This window comes from Candidatus Omnitrophota bacterium (assembly GCA_028712255.1).
In the GTDB taxonomy this organism is placed as follows: Bacteria; Omnitrophota; Gorgyraeia; order Gygaellales; family Profunditerraquicolaceae; genus UBA6249.
Map to the genome: position 1 here is coordinate 49,755 of JAQTQJ010000010.1, position 22,817 is coordinate 72,571.

Sequence of the window (22,817 nt, forward strand, 5' to 3'; positions counted from 1 at the left end):
TATGGTAATTACTTTAATAAATCTGCCGGCTAAAAGGTTTCGTTTTACTACTTTAGGCGTTCTTCCGCCGTTGGGCCTGGCTTATTTAGCTTCGGTTTTGGAAAAAGAAGGGCATGAAGTTGAAATAATCGATATTCCGGCTGAAAATATTTCAATTAAAGATTTTCAAGCCAGGGTTGGGTTGAAAAAGAGCGATATTTACGGAATAAGTAGCACACTTTTTGGTTTTCAGGATGTAATTAAATTTTCTGCTTTAATCCGCAAGGTAGATCCGCAATCGCTTATTATCCTTGGTGGTTTATGTACGGTGCTTTCACCCGAACTGATACTTAAAAACATCCCCGAAATCGATATTGTTGTCCAGGGGGAAGGCGAGGTAGCAATGAAGCGGATCTGCAGTTCTTTAGCCGCAAAAACGCGCTGGGATGGTATTGGCGGAGTTTGTTTCAGGCATAACGGAAGTTATTTTTATAATCAGGAAATCGAGTTAATTAACTTTGATGAACTTCCCCTTCCGGCTTACCATTTACTTAATATTAAACATTATTACCTGCATCCGCCTTTTGGGCTTTACTCTCCGGTTATAAGCATGGAAACTAGCAGGGGATGTATTTTTAAATGTGAATTTTGCTGTTTATCCAAGAATTACAGGGCTAGGCTAGTTGAAAGTGTAGTCGAAGAAATGGTTTATTTGAAGAGAACCTATGGTATTAATGAGATATATTTTGTCGACCACACATTTACGATATCCCAGGAATATATTAGAATGCTTTGCCAGAGGATAATTGATAAAAAGCTTAAGCTTCACTGGACCTGTAAAACTAGAGTTGATTGTGTTAGCCCGGAAACCTTAAAAATTATGAAAGCAGCCGGCTGTTATATGATTTCTTACGGCGTTGAATCTGGTTCGGAAAAGATACTCAAGAATCTAAACAAAGGTATTACAGTAGCCGACATTGAAACTGCCTTTGTTTTAACAAGAAAATACGGGATACGTTCAATTGCTTACCTGATTGTCGGCTCTCCCGGGGAAAACAAAGATACGATTAAAGAGACTTTAAGGATGGTCAGGAGGATAAAACCAGATTATGTGCTTTATAACGCATTGGCGCCTGATCCGGCCTCAGAGCTTTATAACCGGGCAATTAATGAAAAAATAGTTTCAAAAAATTTTTTTGGCAGATCTATTTTTCTGGAACCAAAGGTTCAGTGGCCGATGTATACTACTAACGAATTTAGCCGCTCGGACATAGATTTTTGGGTAAGGAAGGGGACAAGGGATTTTTATCTAGATATTTTTTATATAATCAGGTGTTTACTAAGGATTAGGACGCTTAATGAAGTTAAAGTTGTTTTAAAGGGAGCATTCTCGCTTATCGCCGACATGATTTGCTTAAAGCGGAAGCAGCTAGTGGATTATTAGATGAAAATTTTCGGCTTAAAATTTTCCTCATATTTTTATATCTTATTCTGCCTATCAGCAATCTATTTATATTTTGATTGGGTTGCTTCCGACCAGATTTATAGTATAAAATTAGACCGTTTTGAGTTGTTTAATATCGACGAGTCGCTACATTATTGTTATGCTAAATCAGCATTGTATTATCCGATAGCCTTAATTAATCCGTTTGCCAAGGTCGGTTTTACATCAAGCTGTTTTTTGTTTTTAAAGATATTTTCTGAGAATATCTTAAGCTTAAGGATAATGAATTCAGTCTATTCTATCGGTGTGTTCATATTAATGGTTAAAATTGGATCTTTTTTAAAACTGTCTAAAAAAACAGTGGTTTTAAGCATAATTCTTACGGCATTTTTCCCCCTATTTTTCCTCGGTTCAATTTCAGTCATAAATGAAGCGATGTTTTCTTTTTTCCTTTTAGTTGCAATCTGGTCAGCCTATAAAGAAAAGCTTTTTGCCTCCGCTTTAGCCGTATCGTTTCTTCCTCTAATCAGCCAATTCGGTTTCATTTACCTGCTTATCTGGACGGCTTGGTTGATTAAGAAAGGAAAATTTAAACCGGTTATTTTAATTTTTGGGCCGACTGTCTTGTGGACAATCACAAACATGCTTCTTTTGGGGCATTCTCTGTTTTATACTCTTTATTATCGAACCTTACTTATGCCACATCCCCCTTTAGACAGCCTGGTGACCCCCGGGGAATTTGTTAATTTCTATTTTTTAACCTTTTGTCCGTTGATAATTTTATTCATATTCCTTTCTGTATTTAACCGGAAAAAATATCTGGGAGATGGAAAACTTTGGTTAATTCAGGCGGTTTTGGTTTTCCAATTGTTGCAGTTTATTTTTGAAATTTTCATTATGCCTTTTTTTTACAGTGGGATGTTTATTTATAAAATTAGGCAGTTAATTCCGGCCGTACCTTTGTTGGCAATTTTAACCGCCTTTATTTTAGAGAAAACAATTCAGGCAGTTAAAAAGAGTAGGCTGGGAGACTACCTTTATATTTTAATAGCCGCGATTTCAATCGTTTATCTTCCGTATTCTATTATTAAACTTCAAAAATTCCCTTTGATTAAAAATGAGTTTTTAAGCCCCGAGCAGGAAAAATCCATAATCGAAGCCGGCGTTTGGTTAAAAGGTTACTGCCAAAAACATGATATTACCTCTTTAGTAGGAGATGGAGAGGATCTTCCTTCTTCCGTAAACCGCAGGATTTGGATGCAGGCGCCGAATAAAATTATATATTATGGAACTAAAGGCCTAAAAAGGGTCCCTAATACGGCGCTTAACCTTTTAACTTATAAGAGTTCTCCGATAGGCGCGCTTGAGAAATGTTTATTCCTGGTCCGTAATCCCGACAAAAGCTTGGTATCAACAGAAATTAAATTAATAAAAGATTTTCCTTCAATTTCATTATATTTTTATGCCAAATAAAGATAAGCCTTTACTTAAAAATCCGGTTATTCTAGCCATTCTGCTAGTCTGCGGGTTAATTTTAAGGCTCTATCATTTAGGCGTAAGGAGTCTTTGGTTCGACGAAGCATATACAATTTTTAACGGGCAATACCTTGCTTCTGTCGTTTCTCGGCTCGGCGCATTACCGGACAGGTATCCTTCGTTTTTATCCGATATACCGGTCTATTTTTGGTCACTTTTGTCAGGTAGGAATGAATTTACCCTCAGGTTATTTTCAGTAGTATTCGGCATAGCCGCAATATGGCTTATCTATAAATTTGGGTTGAAGATTTTCGGCCAGAAAACCGCTTTAATTGCTGCGTTTTTGTTGGCAATTTCTCCTATCCATATTTATTATTCTCAAGAATTAAGGCCATACTCATTGATTTTATTAATCAGCCTAGGCTCAGCATTGTTTTTACTAAAAGCCCTGGAAAAAGGGGCTTTGGCATTTTGGACTGGTTACGTTATTTTAAACGTTTTAAATATCTACCTGCATTATATGACAATTTTTTTCCTGTTCGCCCAGGTGGTATTTTTCCTGATTTTTATGAAAGATTATAAAAATCAGATTAGAAAATGGATATTTTATAATTCAGTAATTTTTGTTTTATTAGCGCCCTGGCTTATAAACAGCATCATTTTACTGAAAGCTTCGCTGGGGCCTGATTTATATCTTTGGGTGCCCTCTTGGGCTAAAACCATCGGAGCCAAAAATATTTTTTTTACAATCAAAAATTTCAGCATAGGTTATAATGTAGAAAAGCAGGCATATGTATTTATTACGGTATTTCTCACCGGCATATTGGCTTTCGGGATAACTAGGTTAAAGAAAAATGAAGTCAAAAACTATGTCCTATGCTTATGTTGTTTTGTCCTGCCGATATTGAGCATGTTTTTAATCTCTAAAGTCAAAGTTTGGTATGTCGACAGGTATGTATTGGGTAGCCTACCTTTTTACTATATACTAATAGGCAATAGCCTAGCAAAAATAAGGACCAGATATGCCTTTTTATTATTAGGCGTTGTTGCTTTGTTTTGTGCCTTTTCTTTAAATAATTATTATCAAAGCCGATCTCTAGATGCTGCAAGTTGCATCGGCATAGTCTATAAGTATGATTATAAAGATGCTGCGGATTATTTGGCGCAAAACATGGAAGATGGGGACATCGTTTTTCATACTTCTTACAGCTCGACAGTGCCTTTTATGTATTATCTGAAGAAAAGTAGTTTAAGTAGCGCTAATGAAAGGCCCGCTTTTGTATTATTCCCGGCAAATGAGAACAAAATAGAAGCCAGGGAGCTTTTATTAAAAGGGTGTAAGTTTAAAAATATTGACTATGACGACTTTGTATCTGGTAAAAGAAGGATTTGGCTGGTATGTTCAGATTGGTTTTTTAATGAAAAAAACTGTTTTGATTCCAAAGCCTACCAGATAGCGCGCTGGATGCAGGATAACTATAAAGAAAAAGAAAGCTGTTTGTTTAAAGGGATAATATTGTATCTGTTTGAAAGGTAAGCAAAAAGTTAAATGAAGGTATTGCTGATAAACCCCCAATCCAAGGCCATCGAAAAAAGCTGTATTTGGCAGCGGGAGATGTTGACTCCGGTTATTCCTTTGGGCTTAGCTTATATTGCCGCGGTACTGGAGAAAAACACGATACCAGTGAAAGTTTTTGACCAGGTTGCCGAAAAATGGAATGAAGATAAATTATTCGCCAGTATTGTAAGCGAAAAGCCTGATCTGGTTGGCATAACCTGTCTTAGCGCAAGCATGGATACAGTAATCTCTTTATCCCGGAGGATCAAAAACTACAATAAAGATATTAAAATTATTTTAGGCAATATTCACGCTTCGATATTTGCCAAACAGTTGTTAAACGCAGGCATAGCGGATATTATTGTCCACGGTGAAGGTGAATACACCATGCTTGAGGTTGTTTCGAGGATAGAAAGAAAGCTTAATTTCAGCGGGATAGGGGGGATCGGTTATATCGAAGAAGGCAAACTGTATAATAACCGAGAAAATTACATAATTCCGGATTTGGACAATTTACCATATCCAGCGTTTCACCTGTTCGATTTAAATAAATATAAAGAGATCCCCTTGGCTTCGATTTACGGCGAAATTGCCCTGGTGATTTCAGCTTCAAGAGGTTGTCCTTTTGATTGCATTTTTTGCGCCCAAAATAAAATTTTTGCCAAAACCAGATACAGAAAAATTGAAAATGTCATTGATGAAATGGAATATATGCATACGATATACAATGCGAAATATTTTGGTTTTGTGGACGCCTTTTTCCCTTTTTCCATAGAGCATGGAATGGAATTTTGCGAACAACTTATAAAAAGGGGGTTAAATAAAAAGGTCAGGTGGGTTACCGAGACCGTGGTTAACCTGATTGACCCGCAATTGACCAAGAAAATGAAAGAAGCTGGGCTGCATATGCTTGAGTTTGGTTTTGAATCCGGAAGCCAGAGGGTGCTTGATACCTTCGGAAAAAAAATTAACCTGGAACAGGGCAAAAAAGCTGTCCGTTATGCAAAAGACGCCGGTATTCTTACTCTTGGCCTGTTTATGCTTGGGCTTCCCGGCGAGACTGCCGAAGAATGCGAGCAAACTGTAAAGTTTGCCAAAGAATTAGATTGCGACTTCGTGAAATTTAATTTAGCTACGCCTTATCCAGGCTCAAGGTTATATGAGCTCAGTATGGAAAAAATAGGTAAAATCAGAAATTTAAGCGGGTTTAACAGCTGGTATGACTGGTTTGAAAATAAAGATAATGAATTTTATACAGTGGGTCTAATGAGCGTAAAAGAACTCAGGAATATCCAGCGAAAAGCAATGTTCAGTTTTTATTTTCGGCCGGTCAAGGTAATAAAAACAATAGTCAATAAAAGGGTGTCCTTTAAGTTCTTGCTGTTTGGAGCGATGTTGCTGTTAACCGGTTATTTTAAGGCGCTTTCGGGGAAATGGGAAAAACCAAAGATAAATTAACAGTTTCTTTTATTTCTCTATTTTTTTCTTTATTGTTGATCGAAATAATTTTGAGGTTAACTTATCCGTTATACTCAAATTATGCGATGGAGATGTGGAGGTATGGAATAAATTTAAAAAAGCAAGCTTCCGATCGCTCTATTACTCATGAACATGCCCCGAATAAAAGTTTTCGCTTTTATGGAGTTGAAATAAAGACAAACTCGCTGGGGTTAAGGAGCGATAGGGAGTATTTAGCGCCAAAACCGCAAAATTTAAAGCGGATACTGGTCTTAGGAGATTCTATAACTATGGGTTGGGGAGTAAGTTTTAAAGAAACATACCCTTATATTCTGGAAACCCTTATAAATAAAGGCTCCAAGTTAAATTTGGAAGTAATCAACTCAGGGGTAGGTAATTACAATTCAGTTTCAGAGTTATCAGCTTTAAAAAGGCTTAGCGTCTTAGAACCTGACATGATAATATTGGGTTTCTATATAAATGATCTTGAAGATATCCGGCCTTCTTCGGGTATAAGTTATTTTCTAAGCAGACATTCCTATCTTTATGCATTTATTTGGAGTAAATTAATCAATATAAAATACTATTATCCCAACAATGATTATCGGGCCTATTATTCAAAGCTATATCAAGACCCAAATTTAAGGCTTAAAGCAAAAGATGCGATTAACCGGATGATCGAGATTGCCGATAAGCGCCGGATACCTTTTGTATTTATCAATATACCGGAAATGCACAGCTTTAAAGAAGGTTCTTTTGAAGCCGCGCGGAATTTTACGAAAGAGATAAAAAGAGAACACCCGGAAATTATTTTCGTCGACCTGGCAGAAACTTTAAAAGGAAAGAATGCGCGGGATTTCTGGGTTTCTTCCGAAGATCCGCATCCGAATGCCAGCCTGCACAGGATTATCGCCGAGTCGATTTATAGCTCAATTGGTGGCAAATGAAAAAAGATCTGCTGTTTAAAATATTAACTTTTTTAAAAGTAAACCTGGTCTGGTGGCTGAGTCCTGTTGCGCTTATAATAGTTTTATTCGGATTATTGGTTTTTTTAGGCCGGAGTTCTCAATCGGTCCCCTTTGCCTATACTCCGTATTAACCATAAACATATGATCAAAATAGTTTCTCCCATAACAAATATCAGCGAAGTCGATCCTTTGATTAACGCCGGCGCCAGTGAATTTTATTGCGGGGTAATGACTGAGCAGGAAAATAAATCACTGACCAATATATATTGCCTTAACCGGCGTCCTTCTTTATTCTCAAATTTGTCCAGCTTCAAGGAATTGGAGGCTTTGGTTAAAAAAGCAAAAATACGTAAGGTAAAAGTTAATTTTACCCTTAATGAATTTTACACCGCAGATCAGTTTGAAAACGTCAAGGATCAGGTAAAAAAAGCCATCGATTGCGGGATAGATGCTTTTATTGCGGCAGATTTAGGGTTAATCAAAGAGCTGCAGAAATATAAGGATAGGGTAAAGACGCATATTGGCGTGGGCGCAACTACCTTTAATGCCTATACCGCCGGTTTTTATAAAGGTATGGGGGCTGAAAGGATAATTCTGCCCAGGCAACTGACTCTGGATGAGATCGGCGATATTTGTTCAAAAGAGAAAGGCCTTGAATTCGAGTGTTTGATTTTAAATGAGAGATGCCATTTTATCGATGGTTACTGTAATTTCTTGCATAGCGCATTTTCTTATCAAAACCCTTTGCTTAATCTTTTTAAATATGACCGTTTTAGGAATAAAATTTGGCAATTCTTACCGGCTGCAATTTCAAAAATGATCCACGTCCACGGCATGAAGAAAGAGGTAGCCTGCTGTTTTAATTATAAAGCAGAAACCAACTCAAGCCCTGCTTTATCGAAGAATAGGTCGAGCCTGGGCAATTTCTTTAATGCCGAAACTTTTTTAAATGCCTGCGGCGCATGTTCTCTTCAAGCATTAGACAAAGCGCAAATAAGCTTTGTAAAAATAGTCGGAAGGACATCTTTTAAGAACAAGGTAAAGGACGTCGAATTTATTGCTCGCTGCCTTAAACTTTTAAAAGAAGAAATTGGCGCAGGTTTTTGTAATGCCGTAGAGGATATTTATCGCCAAACCTATAAAAACCATTGCCGTAAATCTTATTGTTATTATCCGAAAGAATAGTAAATATGGAATTCTGCATTTTCATAACCCGTTTGGATCAGTTGAATTCTTGGAATAAGAATTATAAAAGAATTTACTTTGGCAGTGAGTTTTGTAGCCATCTTATCCCGGAAAAAGAAGATTTGAATAGATTGCTTGATTTTGTCCAAATGAGAAACCTCTCCTTTTGTTTAGTCTCAGGTTATGCAACTAATCAGGAGATTAAGAAATATGAAGTCCTTTTAGATATTTTAATGAAACGTAAAGTAAGCGCCGAATTAATAATCAATGATTGGGGAGTGCTTGAGTTATCCCGTAATTTTGCCGTTATTCCCGTTTTGGGGCGTTTATTGATCAGGCAAAAGAAAGATCCGCAAATATTAAAAATTTTTAATAAATTGCCGCCGATCACCAAAAAGCGCTATCAGGCAATAGCGCTTAATGAAAAATTTTCCGAACTTTTAAAAGAAAAAGGAATTAAGAGAATAGAAATTGATAATCTGTTTCAGGGGGTTACTTTGGGCGATCTGGGGCGCGATTTCTCCTTTTCTTTATACACACCCTACGCCTATCTGACTACCACCCGGTTGTGCCCGTCTAATGCCAGTAATAACCGGCCGGCTAAAGCGCTTGAAATACCTTTTGCCTGCACGAAGGAGTGCCTGGACAGGCATATTATTATAAGGCATGTAAATATGCCTTATCCTCTGATTTTAAAAGGAAATACCATTTTTTATAGACAGAATAGTATCGGCCAAGCCTGTAAAGATAAAAGGATAGATAGGTTTATTTTCCAGCTTCCATTCGCCGAAAAAGTAAAGGGACAATGTTTTTAATTATACTGATACTTATATTTATCCGACCCTTCATTTCTTCGTCGGCATTTGTTTATTTAAACTTTGTTTATTCCGCTTTGCTTTTGTTATTCTTGATTATGTATATCTATTCCAAAAAAATAGCTTTTTTCCCGGAGAAGAACTTCAACCATCCAGTTACCTTTTTTATAGCGGCTTTAATCATTTCCCTGGTTTATTCTTTAGACCAAATATATAGTTTATTGGAAATTTATAAATATATCGGCGGTTTACTTTTATTCCTGGTGGTTTATTCTTTTCCAGAAGAAAAACAACGTTTGTTGCTGCGGGCAATAGCTGTTTGCGGATTATTAATTAGTTTTCTGGCTTTATATCAATATTTTTTCGGATTTAAGCATCTTCGGGATTATTTTTCGACTAACAAAATACAATCTTCTTTTATCTCGGATTATATCAGGAATAAACGGGTTTTTGCGCCATTTATAACTCCCGGTATCTTGGGCGGGTATTTAGCCATGATCCTGCCGCTGTGCCTGATTAATAAAAAAAGGTTTTGGTTTATTTTTCCCATATCTTTGGCCCTGTTTTTTACTAAATCCCTTTCAGCCATGCTTAGCCTGTTTTTCGGCCTGGCGATATATTTTTACCTACGAGGCAGATCGAAAAAGAAGGCTGTTTTTTACCTTATCCTTACTTTTCTATTTACGATTGTTGTTTTTGTTTTACGCAACGATTCAATAAGGGAGCATACCTTGCCTTTATTTTCTGTGGTAATGAGATTAAATTACTGGAAGGATGCTTTTGGCATTATCGCAGTTCATCCCATTGTAGGTATTGGGCCGGGAAATTTTAGTTTAAATATGAGTAGATTCGCCCATAACTCTTATATCCAGATTTGGGCTGAGTTAGGTATATTCGGATTATTTTCTTATATCTGGCTGGTATTTGAGGTTTTAAAAGCCGGATTTAAAAGCCTAAAAGGATCGGAGGATAAAAATAAAAGCAGCTGCCTTTTAGCGGCAGCGGCAGTATTTTTAATCCATAATTTTCTTGATTTTACTTTTTTTCTGCCAGAAACGGTCTTTATCTGGTGGGTAATCTTAGGGTTGATCGCCTCTTTGCCCAAGAAAGAGCAAATAGCGTAAAAAAGCATTTTTTTAGCGGGTTAAGTATGATAAAATTACATAAAGCTTTCTGGCTGAATGAATCATAAAATAAACCTTCTTTATATTATTACCAAGCTGGAATTGGGGGGAGCCCAAAGGCAGCTGTTAAGTTTGATTGCCGGCCTTGACAAGGAAAAATACAGAGTTTTTTTGTTTTCCGCCAAAGAAGGTTTATTGGCCAAAGAAGCAGAGTTAATTCCCGGATTAACACTAAAGAAATCCAGATTCCTCGAACGGCCGGTTAATTTCATTAAAGATATCCTGGTTTTTATCGAAATCTGCGCCTTTATTAAAAAAAATAAGATTGAGCTGGTTCATACTCATAGTTCTAAAGCGGGGATTTTGGGTAGGTTTGCTGCCAGGGCCTGTAAAGTAACGGCGATTATCCATACAGTCCACGGTTGGAGTTTCAACGATTATCAGCCGAGAATACTGCGTAATTTTTATCTTTTTTTTGAAAAACTATGCGCAAAATTCACCGGTAAAATAATCGTAGTTTCATATTCGGATAGGGAAAAAGGATTGAACAGTTCTATTGGCAGCCAAGGGCAATATGTTTTGATCAGGTACGGAATAAATGCAAGTGAATTTGCGGCAAGTGATTTACGTAATCAGGCCAGGCAGGCTTTGGGAATAAATAAAGATGAGCTTGCGGTAGGAATGGTTGCCTGTTTTAAACCCCAGAAATCGCCGTTAGATTTTGTAAAAATCGCCTTGGCCGTAAAAAAAGAAATTTGCGGCATAAAATTTATTATGGTCGGAGACGGACAGCTGCGCAATAAGGTCTCCTTGTTGATTAAGGAACTTGGTTTGCAGGATAAGATAATTTTAACCGGTTGGCGGCCAGACATAGCCTTTATCTTATCAGCTTTAGATATTTTTATTTTGACTTCATTGTGGGAAGGGTTACCAATAGCAGTCCTTGAGGCCATGGCAGCAGGTAAACCGATAATTGCTACTGATACAGGGGGGATTAGTGAAGTCATCGAAAACGGAAAAAACGGTTATTTAGTCAAGCCTCAAGACAACCAGGCTATGCAAAACCGGATTACAGAATTATTAAGAAGCAGGCAAAAAAGGGAAGAATTTATAAGCTTGGGCAGGGCGAGGATTGATTCGGAAGAATTTTTATTAACTAAAATGGTCAGAGCTACCGGGGAATTATATTTAAATCTTTGGGAGGAAGCCCGAAATGCTTAATTTTATCGTTGTTTTTTTATCAGCATTAACATTCACCATAGTATTCACGTTTTTTCTGTCGAAGATTTCTTTAAAATTCAATCTGCTTAAAACCGGCCAAATTCCTTTGGTTGGCGGTTTAGCTGCTGGGTTAGCTTTTATTATATCTCTGGCTTTGAGCATTATTATGTTTAATCTGGCTGCGGGTAAGGTTTTGGTTATAGCCGGGGCAAGCTTACTTATGCTTTTACTGGGTGTAATCGATGATTTAAAAGAACTTTCAGTAATCCAGAAATTATTAGGGCAAGCATTTTGCGCAATTTTATTGATGGCCTCCGGTATAAGGACCGAGATTATATATTTTGGTTTCTGGTTGAATTCGCTAATTACCTTTATCTGGATTTTGGGAATAACCAATGCCTTTAATCTTCTTGACATCATGGACGGCCTGGCCGGCGGAGTGACTTTTATTGTAGCCAGCGCCTTTTTGCTGATCGGCTATTTTAATGCGGATTTAAACGTCCAGATTTTAAGCCTTATTTTATGCGTTTCCAGCGCCGGGTTTTTATTTTTTAATCTTTCTCCGGCAAAGGTATATTTAGGTAATTCCGGGAGCCATTTTTTCGGTTTCCTTGTGGCATCACTTGCTTTAATTACCCAATATGCATCCTCAAGCAATGCTTTTGCTTTAGCCACCCCGGTAATGATAGTAGGTTTGCCAGTCATAGATACGGTGTTACTTGTACTTTTCCGGCTGATTAAAAAAAGGCCGCCTTTTAAAAAAAGCAATGACCATATAGCTTTAAAAATAGGCTCTTTGGGGGTTTCACCCCTTAAGACTATCCTGATTATGTATTTACTGGGAGCTATTTTTGCTGCCTGCGGAGTTGGATTATCTAGAGTAAACAATATCTTCGGAGCCGTTATCATTATTTGTGTTTTCTTGCTTAGTATAGGAATCTTTTTGAAATTTGTGAAGATCGAAACGAATGTCTGAAAAGATAATTATTTTAGGGGCCGGGCTTTCGGGGTTAAGCGCCGCCTGGCATTTAAAAGAAAAAGGGCTTAAAGCCAGCGTATATGAAAAGGAAGGTAGCGTAGGAGGGCTTTGCCGTTCGAAAAAAAGCGGTAATTTTATTTTTGATTATGACGGGCACCTTTTGCATTTTCAAAACAACTATGCTTTTGAACTGGTAAAAAAATTACTCAAAGGTAATCTTGCCCACCACGAAAGATGCGCCTGGATAAGCAATTTTGGGATTTTTAGCCGCTACCCTTTCCAGGTAAATCTGCATGCTCTACCGAAAAAAGTGGCGATTGAATGCCTCTGGGGTTTCTTGCGGGTTTGCAATACAAGGTCTTCCGGAGACAGAAAAAATTTCCTTAAATGGATAAATGCAAACCTGGGGCAGGGAATCGCGAAATATTTCATGATTCCCTACAATGAAAAATTCTGGACAGTCCCGTTAAGCCAGATGGTTTGTTCTACTTGGACAGATAAATTTATTCCTCAGGTATATCTTTACGACATAGTCAGCGGATTTTTCGGGACCAACGGCTCTGGTTTCGGTTATAACGCTTGTTTTTGGTACCCCAAAAAAGGGGGGATAATCCAGTTGCCATTAGCTTTTGAGAAGCAAGCCGGGCCGATCTTTAAAAACTGCCTTATAACCGGCATTGATCTTAAAAATAAAGAAATAACAATCAAGGGCAGGAGTAAAGAGAAGTTTGACCAGTTGATTTATACAATTCCTTTGCCGGAATTAGTTAAAATAGCCGGTCCACTGCCCAAGAGAATAATTGAAAACCTTAATCAGCTACGCTGGAATTCGATTTTTAATCTGAATCTGGCGGTAGAAGGCAGGGTTCATCCCGGTAAGCATTGGGTTTATTTTCCTCAAAAAAATACTGTTTTTTTTAGGGCCGGTTTTTACCACAATTTTTCCGCTAGTAATGCGCCGGATAGAAAAAGCTCCCTATATACAGAGGTTTCATATTCCAAAGATAAACCGATCGATAAAAAAACTGTCATAAGCCGGATTTTAAATGGTCTCCACTCGAAAAATATTATCGGCAGAAAGAATAAAATCCTGACTATGGATCAAAATGATATAAATTACGGATATCCTATTTATGACAGTAACTACCTCAGGGTAACGGCGGAAATTAAAGAATTTTTAGCTGCCAAGGATATAATTGCCTGCGGCCGCTACGGTTCCTGGAAATATATGTCAATGGAGGATTCCATCTTGGACGGGAAACTGGCTGCTTCCAAGATCCTAAAAAAATGCTCAAAAGATTAAAAAACTTATATTTATACCGGCATACTTTATGGGATATGTCTTTAAAGCAGGTCAAAGCCAAATATACGGCTTCCTTCTTGGGTATCTTTTGGGCGGTGATTAACCCGCTTTTAATTATGTCGGCCATAAGTTTTGTTTTTGCAGTGATTTTTAGAATCGAAATAAAAAACTTTTCTTTATTTATACTCGCCGGTATTTATCCCTGGCTGTTTTTTTCTTCCGTTTTATCTGAGTCGGCAGGGGCGATCCTTAATCAACAGACTATCCTTCACCAATTTAACCTGCCGCGTGAAATCCTCCCTTTAAGCCTTTCTTTAGCGGGCTTTTTTAATTTCCTTGGCGGATGGCTGGTAGTTTACCCGGTTTTCTTATTTTTTAACCCTCATATAATTTACCTTTTTCCGTTATTAATACTTATTTTAGCGCTTAATTTTATATTCCTTTGCGGCCTGAGTTTGGCTTTGTCAGTTCTAAATATATTCTTCCGCGATCTTGAGCATATGCTGGGTACTTTATTAATGTTTTGGTTTTGGGTTACCCCGGTGTTTTATTCCATCGAAATGGTCCCTGAGAAATTCCGCTGGTTAACTAACCTCAACCCGATGTCTGCTTATATCATTTATTATTGCGACGTTTTATACCGGGGTGTTATACCGCAGGAAGTTACTTTTATCAGGGTTTTCCTTTGGGCTTTAGTAAGCATCTTGAGCGGTTTTCTAATTTTTATCAGACTGGAAAAAAAGATTTTAAAAAGGATATAACTAAATATGGACCGGATTGTATTTTGTGACCTTTGGGCAATGTACAGAATTAAATTTATCATTGACTCAAAGCCTAAATGGGAAAACTTTTGGGCTTTAAAAGGGATTAATTTTAAAGTAGAGCAAGGCGAAGTTGTCGGGATAATCGGTGAAAACGGGGCAGGTAAATCGACTATCTTAAAAATAATCGCCGGCATGATATCTTCTGACCGGGGGCAAGTTCAAGTGTCGGGGAGGATCTCGGGCCTTTTGGAGTTAGGGGCTGGTTTTCAGCCGGAACTGACCGGAAGCGAAAATATTTATTTGATTGCCGGGTTGTTTGGGCTGAGCAGGCTTGAGGTCGAATCAATATATGAAGAGATATTAAGCTTTGCCGACATAGGAAAATTCATAAATGCCCCGGTTAAATGTTATTCTCAGGGTATGTTTGTAAGGCTGGCTTTTGCCATTGCCATAAATGTAAACTCCGATATTATTCTGATTGACGACACCCTGGCAGTGGGCGATGAGTATTTCCAGAAAAAATGTATTAAGAAGATTTTTGAGCTAAAAGACCAGGGCAAAACCATTATTTTTGTTACTCATGATATGGAGGTCGTCCGTCGTTTGTGCCAGCGGGCTATTTTTCTTAAAGACGGCAAGATTGTAAAAGACGGCCCGGTCAACCAGGCTATTCCTTTATACGCCCAGACTTCCGGGGCAAAAGAAGGAGTGGGTATCTTAAAAAGCGGACATTTAAGCATTATTTTCAATAATGGGCGCCTGTTATTTAATTGGAAAGACCGCTTGTTGACTCCGGGATTAGGGGGACATACCATTCTGGGCATTATGAATAAACAGTATAATTCTACCCAGGCAGATTGGTTGGTTGAAAAACAGGATGATCAAAAAATTATTGCCAAGGGCAAATTTAACCAGCTTAACGTCGAGCAAACCTGGCAAATAGAAATAGATAAGGACCTGGGTTTAAAGTGGGATATCGGGATTAAATCTTCCGATAGGGAGCAGGTTTCAGAATGCCAAGCCAATATTATGCTGGTTAAAGAATATGGCAGCTGGTCTACCGGAATAGAAAAGGGCGACTTTCCGATTACTGAACAGACAAATAAGGCCTGGCAGCATCTTTTAGGAAATAATATTTTCAGGAAAGTAATCGGGGTAGATATGGCAGCTGGCCCGGATTTTTCCCTTCCTTCTTTATTTTTTGAAAGATCCTCAAGTATGGAGCCGAATTCCCCGCAGATTCTCAATACGGATTACCTTTTTAACTGCCGGATGCTTCAATACAAAATTTCCGGTTTGAATAACTTGCTTACCTTCCAGCAAAACTCGGCTGATCTATTTTCAGGTAAGATTATTTTTGATGTTTTTAACCAAGAAAGCTACTTTGAACAGATTAACCAGGATTTTATTTTGTCTTCTAAAGATACCAGTCTGATCTTTGCAAACGGAGAAGCGATACTTTCATATAAAGGATTAAGCTTGACTAAAAACAGCCATTTAAATACCTCCATTAATATTGCCGGAAAATGGTATGATTCAGCTTGCGCAAATTGGGAATTTAAGAGGCAAGCCCAAAATCTAATTGTCGGATTTGGTTCTTGGCCAGGACTGCTTTTAAAACAGGTTTGGGAGTTTGAAATTCATAAAGAAGGGGCTTTTTTATGGAAGGTATGGCTACAGGTTGAGAAAGAAACCGATATACAGCAGCAGCGTTTACAATTTATGTGCACAGGTAAATACAGGAATTTTTTTACAGAGTACTCAGGCGGAGAATTTTCGGATAAGTTTTTTGAAACAGAATCGGATATGCTGCAAAGGTGTGTTTCCACAGGAACAATCGGATTAAGCGGCCAAGATGATAAATTACCGGTTTTAAGTTTATCGTTTTCGCCAAACTCCGGAAATTTTGCCAAAATCCTTAATTCTGATTTTTACCATAAGGCCCGCATATTAAGGATTGAAAAAATCGATCCGGAAGAAGAAACTATCTTTAAGCCCGGCAGATACAAATCATTTGAAATAGAAGCCCGGTTAGATGCGGCCAAGGAGTTGCAAAAAAATAACCTTCCGAATGCAATCGAAAAGGGAAGGTTAAAATTTATTTTTGACCGGGGGAAAGGATCGGTTTTCTGGGAGGGCAGGGAACTTACTAAAAAACTGGGTTTTTATACCTCTTTACGTTCCTGCGGCCGTTGGCATGATTCCGTGTCTTCGGCTGATTGGAAGATTGAAGGGCAGGATAATAGTTCGATCAGGGTGAAGGGAAAATGGCTGCATTTACCGATTTCCCAGGTCTGGAAGCTAAATTTACCCGAAGAGGGGGTAATTGAATTCAATGTTTTTTTAGAAGTAAACGAGAAGATAGTTTTCGAGCGCTTGCAGGCTAATCTTATGCTTTTGGAGAAATACACTGATTGGGTGGCTAAAGAGAATAAAGGAAAATTTCCGGTTTTTGCCGCAGATATAACCGATGATTGGCAACAGGTTTATCGGGCTGATAGTAAATTTATCGGAGTTTTTTCAAAGCCAGAAAAGAAAGTCTTGCCCGAAATATTGTTTGCCCCCCTTTCTTTAAAAGCCGATTGGTCCTTAAATATTCTAAATTCGGATCTTTACCATCGGGGTAGGGTGCTTCAGTTCTTAAATGCCAACAATACCGTCCTTGAGCCAGGACAGCATCCTTACGCCCACGGTTTAATCAGCGTTGCTAAAAAAACTGATGTCTAAATTAAAAAGTAAATTTTTATTATTTATTTTTGTTTTATCAATCTTGGCAACATTTATCTTTAGGCCAGGCGAAAATAAAGTTGTTAATCTAAACGAAGATGATTGGTTCGTTACTACCGATTCAGGCTGGAAAGGTGCATCAAATGGGCAAGTTGTCAGTACCGGAAACAACCTTTGGCCGGTTGAACTTAGGTACCGGTTAATAGCCACAAAACTCTGGCCGTGGCCGGAGATCGATTTTTGGTTAAAATTTAGAAAAGAACATGATTTAAGCAAGTATTCCGGCATAAAATTAGTAATAACCAGCCAGCAAAAAGATGAAATTTACGTTTATTTTATGGCCGAGGATCAAAATTTAAAACTGCTTAAGCCTCTGGCCCAAAAATGCCGGTTAAATGGCAAGCCGAATCAGGAAATTTTCCTTCTTTTTTCCGATTTTCAAATACCTAAGGATTGGAGTGCGCGGGTTAGCGGTTTTAACAGCGTTTTTAAATGGGATAAAACCAGACGTTTGGGAATACACAAAAAAGGCAGCGATAAAGAGGAAGGGAAGCTTTTAATTAAGCAAATCCAACTTTTTAACAATCCGAGTTCAAAAGGAAAAATACTGGAAAGGACAAGGCCGCCAAAGCATTACACTTTTGATTTGACTCTTAAGCCCGGCAATTATGATAATGAAATTGTTATTTTAGATTCAGACCATGATCCCGTAGGCCCATATTTTTATGGCGCAAACTGGGGTGTTTGGCTTGATCTACCTGATAAAGACAAAACAGCTTTTTTAGAGTTAAAAGTTATCAGGGCAGGAGGGCCTTTTATGGATAGGTATGATTGGCGCAAATCAAAATTTACCTTCCCCGGAAATGACCGCAAATTAAATATGGTTAGCCTGGATGAGTTTATTAAATATTGCCGTAATATCGGGGCTGAACCTTTAATCCAGGTAAGCGCTTTGGGGGATAATCCGGCTGAAAATGCCGCCGAACTTTTGAGATATCTTAATCAGGAAAAAGGATATGGGGTAAAATTCTTTGAGATAGGCAATGAGCCTTTTATCTGGCACCAGGTGCATTTTGACCTTTGTGATCATCCTTGTTCACTGGCCGAATATTTCGTAATATTTAAGAAGATATCCTTAGCCTTACGGAATACACAAGAAAGTATCAACCCGGATTTTAAAATAAGCATTTTTGCCCCCGGGATTGAAACAGCTTGGCTTGACTGGAGTACCCTTTCGGGAAAAGATGGTAAAAAACCAGTGCTTGGTCAGTTTTTGAAGATGTGCAAAGATTTCGAAAAAGACAGGAAATTAAACCCAAAAGGAATAAGGCTGATCGACGTTTTAAGTTTTCATCTCTTTCCTTCCTTTAAGGGCGCCCAACCTTTAAAAGGCGAAATTGATGACTCGCTTATTTTAGAGTCGGCCCAAACATGGTATAGGCCCGATTATCTGAATAAATATGACAGCTCTTTACCTTTGAATAAACCTGGCGGCGTTATCCCCAGGCTTAAAGATATAATAAAAAACAATTATCCCGGTATAAAGTTGGCGCTTACCGAATTTAATCTTGAATCTAAATCAATGGTTGACTATGATCCTTTAACCAAGGTCCTCTATTTAGCCGACCTCTACGGGATTCTGGCAAGATCAGGGGTAGATTATTTTATGCAGTTTTGTTTGAATTCCAGCGACCAAAATACTGCGCTATTGGATGATCTTGATAACATTACGCCGCTTTACCATTCCCTGGCTTTATTTGCCAGGAATTTTAACGGTAATATTTTAGAGGTAAAAAACACTCACCCCGAAAAGCTTAGCATCTACGCATGTAATAAAGGCCAAGATATAGTTATTATGGCAATTAACAAGGAAAACTTTGCAAAAAAAGCGAAGGTTTTATTGAAGGTTAATGATCAATTCAATTTTAGTTTATCTTTTCCTGCTCTGAGCCTTACCTGCGTAAAAATAGATAAACTGAATCAGAAAGCCGAATGCTGGGAATATGGAAAAGAACAGATTAATTGAACTGTCGGTAGTCATCCCGACCTACAACAGAAAAAAATTTTTAAAGGAATGTGTCAATTCCCTTCTTAATCAGGATTACCCGGCTGAGAAATATGAAATTATTGTTGTTGACGACGGATCTAGCGACGGGACAGATTTAATGATGGCATCTTTCACCGAGAGTCATCCAAATATTGAATATTTGCAAAGGGAGCATCAAGGGCCGGCTGCCGCCAGGAATGCTGGAATCAAGCATTCAAGCGGTCAAATCATAGCTTTAACGGATAATGATTGCCTACCGGCTAAAAATTGGGTAGGTAGTATTCTAAGGTCCCATAAACTGCATAATGAAGCATTGGCAGTAGGAGGGTTAACCGAAGTCAGCCCACGCAATATCAAAGCTTTGGTAAGCCAATCATTGAGCAATGGGGCAATGTCGGTTGAAATTAAAAATAAAAAAGAACTTATTTTTTTCCCCACCTGCAATGTTTCTTTTAAAAAAGAATACCTTTTTGAGAATTTTAATGAATTATTTCCTTTGCCCGCAGGAGAGGATTTAGAATTCTTTTGGAGGATTTTTAAAGGGGGGAGTAAATTTGTCTATGATGAAAAAATCGGGGTTTTCCACAATTGCCACCCCAATTTCAGATCTTTCCTGAAACAGGCATATATGTATGGAAAAGGCAATTTTCTCGTTCAGCATCTCCATAAGGACCACCCTTTATTAAAGGAAATATTACCGCAGAGTTTCTGTGCATTTGTTTTAGGCACAACCGTTAATTTTTTAAAAATTCCGCGCTTTTCTTACCTTTTGGGTTCTAGTCTTATTGCCTCTGGTTTAAATTTAAACGGATACGAAAAATTTCAGGTTTATTTTTATTTTACTTTGCATAAAATAATGTATTTAGCCGGTAATATCGCGGAATTTACAAGGGTAGAAAGGTTAAATAAGGAAAATGAAATTATAAAAAAACCAAAGCTGCTTATTTTAGATATAACCCATGAATGCAATCTCAAATGCAGGATTTGCGATATCTGGAAGACATCGTCATCCGAAATTAACCTCGATTTTCGTTATATTAGAAAACTCCTTTTTGAAGCCAGGGAATTAAAAATAAAAGAAATTGCCCTTTCCGGAGGGGAACCCTTATTAAGAAACGATATATTTGAGATATTCGACTACGCAAAAAAAATCGGGCTTAAAAATATTGGGATTTTAACTAATGGCATGCTTGTTGAACGCCACCTAGAAAAGTTAAAACCATATCTGATCACCGGCTTCGTGTCGCCGGTTATTTCATTCGATTCTTTAAACCCCCAACTGCATAACCATATAAGGAATAATGGTCTGGCCTGGCAGATGACCAAAAAGGCATTAAATATGCTGGCTTCCTTAAAAAAAGAACATCCCAAGACAAATTTTAACGTAATTACAATAATCTTGGGGCAGAATCTGGAAGAGCTACAGGAGCTTGCTGTATTCGTGAAATCATTAAACGCTAATTCATTACAGTTCCAGCCGCTTTTAGCCAATAACCTAGATATGGCGGAAAGGAAAAGTTCCCCTTTCTGGGTTCCCAGGGACAGATTATTGGTTCTTGATTCTGTGATTGACGGCTTAATAGGGCTGAAGAGAAAAGACCCACGATTTATCAAAAATTCGGAAAGGAATTTATCGCTTATAAAAAAGTATTACCGCCAAACCCTGACTTATTTTGATGCTAGCTGTCTTTCAGCGGATAAAACCGTTTTGGTCGCCAATCAAGGCGATTTCAGGACCTGTTTTTCTGGTTACGGAGATATTAAAAGCCAGGGGTTAAAACAGGTATTACAGGGTAAAAAAATAATCCAGGTTCGCCAAAAGGCAAGAAAATGTTCATCTCCCTGCCTTTTGCCCTGCTTTTTTGATTAATGGCTGAAGTAGTGAAAAGAAGATATATAAAAATGAATTTAAGCAGGCTTAAAAATATTTTCCTGAATATATTAATAGTGCTTTCCATTATTTTTATAGCCAGGAATATATATAAATTCTGGCCTCTTATCGTCAATGTAAAAATTAAAATAAACCTGCTTTATTTCGCCGCGATTAGTTTTTTAATTATCAGCCAGCATTTTTTCTACGTGTTTGTTTGGAAAAAACTGCTTAATTACCTAGCTGTAAACTTTTCCTATTCTGAATTGCTGAAGCTTCACTTTTTTACCATAGTTACGAAATATATCCCCGGCCAAATTTGGTTTCCTTTAGCCAGGGGAAAATATATCATCGATAGAGGAGTAAGTGTGCGGCGGACAAGTTTTATTATTCTGCTCGATTTGTCTTTAGGGCTAGGCGCAGCTTTGTTATTGATAATCGGATGTTTCTTTATATATAAGTGGAACAACTCTTTAACCGTCTATCCGCCGGCGATTGTTATTGGCCTGGCCTATATATTTAAAGATAAACGCAAACAATATATTAAAAGCTTAAGCAGCTTTAAAGAAAAAGCAATAATTTTTATGAAAACAATATTTAAATTTTTTCATTATTACCTGGCTTTAGCTCTTTTTGACGGAATAATCTTTTATCTGTTTTTTAATTTGTTCGTATCGGTTGAATTCCAAAAAATACCGGTTTTTATCGGTTTAAATTCTATACTCAGGATAATTTTTAGCATTTTGCCTAACCAGCTTGGTATCGGGGAAACAGTACAGTTATTTTTGTTAAAATATTTTTTGGTTGCGCCATATTTTATTTTAATCCCTTTATTAATCAGGTGCTGGAAGGTCGCTATCGACTTACTGCTCTTTTCAGTTATCCTGACTTACAAAAAACCGCAATATTTAGCCAAAGAGGTAAAATGAAAAATAAAATATTCCTAATTGCTGTAATTTTTATTTTTTGCATAGGTATAATCGCCCATATCTTTTTTAAGGATAAATCGGATTTTAGCGAAAAGAACTATAAGTTGATGAAAAAAATAATTTCGCTGGAAAAAGCAAAATTCCGTAAGTTATCCCTAAAGGTAGAACCTTTCCAGCCGGTTCTGACCGGAGACCATTTAAAATTTGTTTTAAGGGATGATTTGGGAAACCAGTGGCTTTTTAAAGAACAGAACGACTTCAATCAGGTAAAGAAAATGCTGGCTGTTTACCAGTTCACTAAAATTTGCGGAATCAATTTTCCGGAGACACATGAAGTTACCTTAACCATAAACGGTAAAGAAACCAATGGAATAATTACCAGATTTTATTCTGAGGCGGTTAACCTGGGTGATATTTCCCCTGAAGGGCTGGGTAAAAAATCAATCGAAGAGCTGCAAAGGCTGCATGCCTTAGACTGGCTTTTATTTAATTTTGACAACACGGCTTATAACTTTTTACTCAACCTTAGAGATAACGAAATTATACTTATTGATGAAGATTGCGCCTTTTATTCAAGAGATAAAGGCATCCCGCTTTCGGATTTTTATTTATACAACGGTGAAAATAAATCATATTATTCCATGATCTACGCAGCTTTTAAGGAAAAAAGGCTTAGCCTGGATTTATATGCTCCGTTTGGTTTTATTAATTATTTAGCCAGTCTCAAAGAGGTTTATTCTACCGATCTATTCTCGGATCTGGTCAACGACAAATTTTTACTGTTCGAAGGAAGTCTCAAGCCCTTAGTTCAAAGGAAGGCAGCCCTGTTTTCTGATTTTTCATCTTTTTATAAAATCCTATCGGCCAAAGGCGATTCACAATTTTCTTTAGACAGAACAAAATATGCGCCAGACCGCTGGGGCAGGTATGTATATAATAAATTGAAAAAAGAATACAAGGAAGAGAAAGC

The 22,817-nt window shown here is 37.6% G+C and carries 17 protein-coding genes; all 17 read left to right on the forward strand.

Annotated elements, in window-relative coordinates; genetic code table 11:
* Position 1 precedes the first annotated feature (1 nt).
* Positions 2–1,423, forward strand: coding sequence for a radical SAM protein (locus tag PHC29_05920; GenBank protein MDD5109026.1), 1,422 nt, complete (start codon positions 2–4; stop codon positions 1,421–1,423).
* Complete coding sequence (locus PHC29_05925) at positions 1,424–2,896, forward strand: hypothetical protein (protein ID MDD5109027.1); 1,473 nt, start codon at positions 1,424–1,426, stop codon at positions 2,894–2,896. It abuts the gene before it with no gap.
* Positions 2,886–4,436 carry a glycosyltransferase family 39 protein gene (locus PHC29_05930; protein ID MDD5109028.1) on the forward strand — a complete coding sequence of 517 codons (1,551 nt, stop codon included), beginning with the start codon at positions 2,886–2,888 and terminating at the stop codon, positions 4,434–4,436. Before PHC29_05925 ends, PHC29_05930 begins: the two co-directional genes overlap by 11 nt.
* A 12-nt stretch (positions 4,437–4,448) precedes the next feature.
* Positions 4,449–5,915, forward strand: a complete 1,467-nt coding sequence (locus PHC29_05935) for a radical SAM protein (protein MDD5109029.1) — start codon at positions 4,449–4,451, stop codon at positions 5,913–5,915.
* Positions 5,891–6,862 (forward strand): SGNH/GDSL hydrolase family protein, encoded by a 972-nt coding sequence (locus tag PHC29_05940; protein MDD5109030.1) that lies wholly within the window; start codon positions 5,891–5,893, stop codon positions 6,860–6,862. Before PHC29_05935 ends, PHC29_05940 begins: the two co-directional genes overlap by 25 nt.
* A gap of 162 nt (positions 6,863–7,024) precedes the next feature.
* A complete protein-coding gene (locus PHC29_05945) occupies positions 7,025–8,068 on the forward strand; it encodes a U32 family peptidase (protein ID MDD5109031.1) in 1,044 nt (347 codons plus the stop codon).
* 5 nt (positions 8,069–8,073) lie between these two features.
* Complete coding sequence (locus PHC29_05950) at positions 8,074–8,883, forward strand: hypothetical protein (protein ID MDD5109032.1); 810 nt, start codon at positions 8,074–8,076, stop codon at positions 8,881–8,883.
* Positions 8,874–10,007 carry an O-antigen ligase family protein gene (locus tag PHC29_05955; protein ID MDD5109033.1) on the forward strand — a complete coding sequence of 378 codons (1,134 nt, stop codon included), beginning with the start codon at positions 8,874–8,876 and terminating at the stop codon, positions 10,005–10,007. The genes PHC29_05950 and PHC29_05955 overlap by 10 nt, the downstream gene beginning before the upstream one ends.
* Positions 10,008–10,064: 57 nt before the next feature.
* Positions 10,065–11,228: a glycosyltransferase family 4 protein gene (locus PHC29_05960; protein ID MDD5109034.1), complete on the forward strand. Its 1,164-nt coding sequence runs from the start codon at positions 10,065–10,067 to the stop codon at positions 11,226–11,228.
* Positions 11,221–12,204 (forward strand): MraY family glycosyltransferase, encoded by a 984-nt coding sequence (locus PHC29_05965; protein MDD5109035.1) that lies wholly within the window; start codon positions 11,221–11,223, stop codon positions 12,202–12,204. The genes PHC29_05960 and PHC29_05965 overlap by 8 nt, the downstream gene beginning before the upstream one ends.
* Positions 12,197–13,510, forward strand: coding sequence for an FAD-dependent oxidoreductase (locus PHC29_05970; protein MDD5109036.1), 1,314 nt, complete (start codon positions 12,197–12,199; stop codon positions 13,508–13,510). Before PHC29_05965 ends, PHC29_05970 begins: the two co-directional genes overlap by 8 nt.
* Positions 13,495–14,271 carry an ABC transporter permease gene (locus PHC29_05975; GenBank protein MDD5109037.1) on the forward strand — a complete coding sequence of 259 codons (777 nt, stop codon included), beginning with the start codon at positions 13,495–13,497 and terminating at the stop codon, positions 14,269–14,271. The genes PHC29_05970 and PHC29_05975 overlap by 16 nt, the downstream gene beginning before the upstream one ends.
* Before the next feature lie 6 nt (positions 14,272–14,277).
* Positions 14,278–17,001: an ABC transporter ATP-binding protein gene (locus tag PHC29_05980; protein ID MDD5109038.1), complete on the forward strand. Its 2,724-nt coding sequence runs from the start codon at positions 14,278–14,280 to the stop codon at positions 16,999–17,001.
* Positions 16,994–19,027: a glycoside hydrolase family 44 protein gene (locus PHC29_05985; GenBank protein MDD5109039.1), complete on the forward strand. Its 2,034-nt coding sequence runs from the start codon at positions 16,994–16,996 to the stop codon at positions 19,025–19,027. Before PHC29_05980 ends, PHC29_05985 begins: the two co-directional genes overlap by 8 nt.
* Positions 19,005–20,918 (forward strand): glycosyltransferase, encoded by a 1,914-nt coding sequence (locus PHC29_05990; protein MDD5109040.1) that lies wholly within the window; start codon positions 19,005–19,007, stop codon positions 20,916–20,918. Before PHC29_05985 ends, PHC29_05990 begins: the two co-directional genes overlap by 23 nt.
* Positions 20,918–21,847, forward strand: coding sequence for a hypothetical protein (locus PHC29_05995; protein MDD5109041.1), 930 nt, complete (start codon positions 20,918–20,920; stop codon positions 21,845–21,847). The genes PHC29_05990 and PHC29_05995 overlap by 1 nt, the downstream gene beginning before the upstream one ends.
* Positions 21,844–22,817, forward strand: a 974-nt coding sequence (locus PHC29_06000; protein MDD5109042.1) for a hypothetical protein, incomplete at its 3' end; no start/stop codon positions are given. The genes PHC29_05995 and PHC29_06000, both read left to right, overlap by 4 nt.

Bases quoted from the DNA above. Each gene is read 5' to 3' on its own strand.
- PHC29_05920 (MDD5109026.1), top strand. From the start codon at position 2: ATGGTAATTACTTTAATAAATCTGCCGGCTAAAAGGTTTCGTTTTACT.
- PHC29_05925 (MDD5109027.1), top strand. From the start codon at position 1,424: ATGAAAATTTTCGGCTTAAAATTTTCCTCATATTTTTATATCTTATTC.
- PHC29_05930 (MDD5109028.1), top strand. From the start codon at position 2,886: ATGCCAAATAAAGATAAGCCTTTACTTAAAAATCCGGTTATTCTAGCC.
- PHC29_05935 (MDD5109029.1), top strand. From the start codon at position 4,449: ATGAAGGTATTGCTGATAAACCCCCAATCCAAGGCCATCGAAAAAAGC.
- PHC29_05940 (MDD5109030.1), top strand. From the start codon at position 5,891: ATGGGAAAAACCAAAGATAAATTAACAGTTTCTTTTATTTCTCTATTT.
- PHC29_05945 (MDD5109031.1), top strand. From the start codon at position 7,025: ATGATCAAAATAGTTTCTCCCATAACAAATATCAGCGAAGTCGATCCT.
- PHC29_05950 (MDD5109032.1), top strand. From the start codon at position 8,074: ATGGAATTCTGCATTTTCATAACCCGTTTGGATCAGTTGAATTCTTGG.
- PHC29_05955 (MDD5109033.1), top strand. From the start codon at position 8,874: ATGTTTTTAATTATACTGATACTTATATTTATCCGACCCTTCATTTCT.
- PHC29_05960 (MDD5109034.1), top strand. From the start codon at position 10,065: ATGAATCATAAAATAAACCTTCTTTATATTATTACCAAGCTGGAATTG.
- PHC29_05965 (MDD5109035.1), top strand. From the start codon at position 11,221: ATGCTTAATTTTATCGTTGTTTTTTTATCAGCATTAACATTCACCATA.
- PHC29_05970 (MDD5109036.1), top strand. From the start codon at position 12,197: ATGTCTGAAAAGATAATTATTTTAGGGGCCGGGCTTTCGGGGTTAAGC.
- PHC29_05975 (MDD5109037.1), top strand. From the start codon at position 13,495: ATGCTCAAAAGATTAAAAAACTTATATTTATACCGGCATACTTTATGG.
- PHC29_05980 (MDD5109038.1), top strand. From the start codon at position 14,278: ATGGACCGGATTGTATTTTGTGACCTTTGGGCAATGTACAGAATTAAA.
- PHC29_05985 (MDD5109039.1), top strand. From the start codon at position 16,994: ATGTCTAAATTAAAAAGTAAATTTTTATTATTTATTTTTGTTTTATCA.
- PHC29_05990 (MDD5109040.1), top strand. From the start codon at position 19,005: ATGGAAAAGAACAGATTAATTGAACTGTCGGTAGTCATCCCGACCTAC.
- PHC29_05995 (MDD5109041.1), top strand. From the start codon at position 20,918: ATGGCTGAAGTAGTGAAAAGAAGATATATAAAAATGAATTTAAGCAGG.